Origin of the sequence: Rhodothalassium salexigens DSM 2132, from assembly GCF_004341375.1 — a bacterium.
Classification (GTDB): Bacteria; Pseudomonadota; Alphaproteobacteria; order Sphingomonadales; family Rhodothalassiaceae; genus Rhodothalassium; species Rhodothalassium salexigens.
Genome location: NZ_SLXO01000012.1, coordinates 61,439 through 66,559, shown reverse-complemented (window position 1 = coordinate 66,559; position 5,121 = coordinate 61,439). Strand labels below are relative to the sequence as shown.

Annotated in this window: 2 protein-coding genes; both read left to right on the top strand. The window is 71.3% G+C overall.

Annotated features, from left to right (window positions below):
- Positions 1 to 261: 261 nt before the first annotated feature.
- A complete protein-coding gene (locus EV659_RS13270) occupies positions 262 to 2,601 on the top strand; it encodes a tryptophan 2,3-dioxygenase family protein (protein WP_132709377.1) in 2,340 nt (779 codons plus the stop codon).
- Positions 2,585 to 5,092: a penicillin acylase family protein gene (locus tag EV659_RS13265; protein WP_132709376.1), complete on the top strand. Its 2,508-nt coding sequence runs from the start codon at positions 2,585 to 2,587 to the stop codon at positions 5,090 to 5,092. The genes EV659_RS13270 and EV659_RS13265 overlap by 17 nt, the downstream gene beginning before the upstream one ends.
- Positions 5,093 to 5,121: the final 29 nt, after the last annotated feature.

Genomic DNA, 5,121 nt, shown 5'->3' with positions numbered 1-5,121 from the left:
GTGCGGCCGTTGTCACCCCTTGCGCACCACGGCACAGCCGCAGCGCCCTTTTCAACCAAAGGTAACATACTTATGCGGGATAACAACATATTGAAGCAACTTATGGGTTTTACTCTTTATTCAATAGCTTATATGGCACCTAAGCGATACGAGACAGCCTATTGCTACCAAAAGGCACTTTAAGCAAAATTTTTCCACTTTTTGCCTTGTCGCCATACCGGAGTCGTCGCCATAATACTACCTTAACGTGGGGACTTGGCAATGACGCACTCAATGGTAATTGTCGGTGCCGGCATAGGGGGGCTTGCTTTAGCCCTTCTATTGGCGCGGGCGGGGCGGTCGAGCCAGGTCATCGAGGCCCGTCACGACCCATCGCTCGGCGACAGCCGCCGGTCGATCAACCTGGCGCTGTCGGAACGCGGCCGCCGCACCCTGGACGAGATCGGCCTGACGCCCCGGCTTGCGCCCCATCTGATCGCCATGTACGGGCGCACCCGCCATGACGTGAACGGCGGCGTAGCGCGGTTCGCCTATGACCTCGCTGGCGCCCGGGCGCTTCACTCCCTGCGCCGGGACGCGTTGATGACCCAGTTGCTGGACGCCGCCCGCGACAACCCGCGGATCGACCTTCGCTTGGGCGAGACGGTGGCGACCGTCGATCTGGACGCCCGGCGCCTGGTCTGTCGGTCGCGCAGCGGCCGGCGCACGCTCGGCTACGACCTGCTGATCGGCGCCGACGGCGCCGGCAGCCGCGTCGGCGCCGCGATCGACGACCAGCGGGGCGAGCCGGCGCCGCGTCAGGCGCTCGACCACGGCTATAAGGAAGTGACCCTTTCGGCTCGGGATGCGTGGCGGCTGGGGCTCGAACTCAATGCGCTGCATGTGTGGCCACGCGAGGATTACATGGCGATTGCCCTGCCCTGTTCCGATGGGCAATTCGCGGCGACCCTGTTCCTGCCCCACCGCGCGCGCGCCGGCGTGCCGGGGTTCGATGCCCTGGCGCGCCGTTCCGACACCGAGGCGTTTCTGGCCACCGCCTTTCCCGACATCGCCCGCGAAGCGCCCCATGTGGCGGCCGAGCTGCACGAGGCCCCGGCCGCGCCGATCCTGTGCCGTCTGGCCCGCCATTGGACCGACCGCGCGGGCCATGCGCTGGTGATCGGCGACGCTGCCCACGCCATGGCGCCGTTCCTGGGCCAGGGGATGAACTGCGCGCTTGAGGATTGCCGGCTGCTCGCCGCGTTGCTGGCTGACGCCGCGCCGGCGGATGCCCCCGCGGCCCTGGCCCGGTTCGCCATCGACCGTCGGCCCGATGCCGCCGCCATCTGCCGGCTGTCCGCCGACAATTATGGCGAGATGCGCCGCGGGATCGCCGCCCCCGCCTTCGCGCGGCGCCGGGCGCTCGAAGGCCGGTTACAAACCGCCCTGCCCGACCGCTTTGTGCCGCGCTATGCGATGATCGCCTTCACCACCCTGCCCTATGCCAGCCTGGCCGACCGGGCCGATCGCCAGGAAGCGCTGATCGACGACCATCTGGCGCGCCATCCCGACGACGCCCACGGGGCGGCCGACGATGGCACCACGGGGGCGCCGCTGACCCGAGCACTGCACGACGCGCTGGCACCGCTCCCGCCGGCGGCGCTCGCGCCGCCCGCCGCCGCACCGATCACCAACCAACCGCCGACGCTGAGCCGGGCGGCGGGACCGAGCTATACCGACTATCTGGCGCTCGACACGATCCTGGCCGCTCAGCGCCCGCTGACCGACGAACCGACAGAGGTCGCGTTCATCACCCTGCACCAGGCGATCGAGATGATGTTCGCCCTGGTGATCCGCGAACTGGCCCTGCTGACCGGTCCGACGCCGCCGCCCGCGCACCGTTGGCCGGACCGGCTGGACAACGCCACCGCCCTGTTTCAGGTGTCGACACGCCACTTCGGCCTCATCAAGCGGTTGGTGCCGCGACCGGCCTTCCACCGTTTCCGCGACGCACTGACGCCCGCCAGCGGCCTGCAATCGCTGCAATTCCGCCAGATCGAATTCATGTGCGCCAAGGCCTGCGATCTGGCCGCGCCATCGGTCGTGGGCGATGCCACAAAACCGGCGCTCGACCCGACCAACCACCTGACTGGTGCCCCGAACGGCGACCCGACTGGCGACCCGGCCGGCAACCGGGCCACAGGCGCAACCGCGCACGCCGCGGTCCGCGGCTGCTATTGGCACCGGGCGACGCAGGGCAGCGACACCTTGGCGGCGTTCGACACCCAGCACGGACCAATGCTCGCCGCGTTCGCCGCACGCTACGCGGAGCGCAACCTGTCCTGGCGCTACGACCGCCTGGACCCCGCCGAGCGCCGCCACGTGGCCGGCGCCCTCGGCCGGTTCGACCGCCAGGTCAACCAAGCCTGGCGAAAGGCGCACCTGGCCCTGGTCCGGGCGTTTCTAAGCGACCCGGCGTCCGGCCCGGCGCCGCACGCACCACGCCCCGACGCCGGATCGCCCGTCCCGTCCACCGCCGGGCTCGACTGGGATCGGTATCTGACCGAGCACGCCCAGGGCCTGCGCTTTTTCCCACAGGTGCCCTATGCAACGGCCGCTTGATACCCGCCGCATCCCGACCGCCACGCCCACTCGCCGCGCGCCGCGCCGGTGGCGCCGCCGCATCGCCCTGGGCCTTGCCGGGGGGCTCGGGCTGCTGGTGCTCGCCGGCGGCCTCGGCCTGTTCCTGTTGGTCGAGCGCATGGATGCAAGCCGCGCCCAATTGGACGGCACGCGCGATGTGGCCGGCCTGCGCCAGCCTGCAACCATCGCCCGCGACGCCCGCGGTCGTCCCACGATCACGGCGGCCAGCCGCGCCGACGCGGCCTTCGCCACCGGGTTCCTGCACGCGCAGGAACGCTTCTTTCAGATGGATCTTAGCCGGCGGATCGCCGCCGGTGAACTGGCCGCCCTGTTCGGCGCCGGGCTTGTGGAGGTGGACCGCGACATGCGCCGACACCGCTTCCGCTTGCGGGCACACCGGGCGGTTGACGCCCTGCCCGATAGCCAGCGCCGGGTGCTCGACGCCTATGGACGGGGGGTGCGCGCCGGCCTCGCAGCACTCGACGCGCCGCCGTTCGAATACATGCTGCTGGGTACTGAACCGGCGCGTTGGGCGGCCGAGGATACGCTGCTCACCGTTTACGCCATGTATCTGTCGCTTCAGGACGCCGACGCCAGCCAGGAACGCAATCTGACCTATCTCTACCGGGCGCTCGGCCCCGACTATGCGCCCTTCCTGGCACCGCGCGGCTCGCCACGCTGGGACGCGGCACTGGACGGAACACGCATCGCCGCCGCCCCGCTGCCCACCGCCCCGCTGCCAACCGCCGCGCCGCCCGACGCCGACGCCGATGCCGACGCCGATGCCGACGCAGCCCGCCCTGCAGCCACTGGGGCGCCGCCGGTCCGGTCGCGTCCGACGCCGGCGGCGCGCAACGGCAGCAACGCCTGGGCGGTGAGCGGCGCCCTGACCGACGACGGCCGCGCCCTGGTCGCCAGCGATCTGCACCTGGCGTTCATGCTGCCCAATCCGTTCCTGCCGCTGGCTCTCGACTATGGGCGCGACGACGGCGACCGGGTGCGGGTCTCCGGCGTGACCCTGCCGGGGTTTCCCACCTTCGTCATCGGCGCCACCGACCGGATCGCCTGGGGCGTCTCCAACAGCGCCGCCGACATGACCGACCTGGTGGTCCTGGCGGCCGACGACGCCGACGACGCCGACACCTATCGCACCGCCGACGGCCGGCCCCACCGCATCGCCACCGCAACCGAAACGATCCAGGTCAAGGGCGGCCCCGCGCAGACCATGACCGTACACGAGACGGTGTTCGGCCCCTTGCTGGCCCGGGGGCTGGACGGCGCGCGCGTGGCCCAATCATGGACCGCGCACAAGCCCGGGGCCGTGACGCTCGACCTGTTGGGCCTGGAGACCGCCGCCCATACCGACGCCGCCCTGGCCCGGGTCGCTGGCGCCGGGCTACCGGCGCAGAATTTCGTCGTCGGCGACCGGGCCGGCGCCATCGGCTGGACCATCGCCGGCACGCTGCCGGACCGGCGCGGCGCCTATAGCCGGCTGCCGCGCCTGTCCACCGATCCGAGCGCCCGGTGGCGCGGTCTGTTGGCAAGCGAGGCGGTCCCCGTCCGGCGCGGTGCCGACCGGCTCTGGACCGCCAATAACCGCGTGGTGGGCGGTGCCGATCTGGCCCGGCTTGGCGATGGATTCTATATTCTGGGCGCGCGCGCCGGGCGCATCGCCACGCGCCTCGGCGCTCGGGACCGGTTCGACGAAGCCGCCATGCTGGCGATCCAGACCGACCCGGCGGCCCCCCTGATGCAGCTATGGCGCGACCGTCTGGTCGCCGCCATCGAGGCCCGGCCGGCCCTCGCCGGCTCGACCCGCGCAACCCTGGCACGGCTGCGCGCGTGGGACGGTCAGGCCAGAACCGACTCGCGCAGCTACCCGGCGATCAAGGCGTTCCGGGACACGCTCCGCGCCGAGCTGTTCGCCCCGGTGACCGAGGCCGTTCGGAGGCGCTATCCCGACTTCGAGGCCGACGAACTCGGCGACCATGGCGAGGTGCCGCTCGGTCAATGGTTCGCAGCGCTCGACGTGCCGGCGGCCACACCCTGGGCCGATCGCCGCGAGCGGATCGACCGCGCGATTGCCGCAGCGCTCGACGCGGCCCGGTCGGGTCAGCGCTGGGGCCAGCAGAACCGGCTCGCCATGGGCCATCCGATGGCGCCGTTTTTTCCGTTTTTGAAACCGTTCACCGACATGGAGAGCGTCGCCTTGCCGGGCGATCGCCATACCATCCTGGCGCAAACACCTGACCACGGCCCGGTGGTGCGCATGGTCGCCGCACCGGGCCGGGACGCCACGGCGCTGTTGTCGCTGTCGGGCGGCGTGACGAGCAATCCGCGCTCGCCCTTCTATGGGCGCGGGCAAGCGGCCTGGATCGCCGGCGCGCCCGAGCCCATGGCCGCCGGCCCGGCGCAGCACCGATTGACGCTGCGCCCGACGACACGCGCCCGGTCCCGCGACGATCCCTGATCCGGTCGCAACGGCCCCTCCCCAAGCAG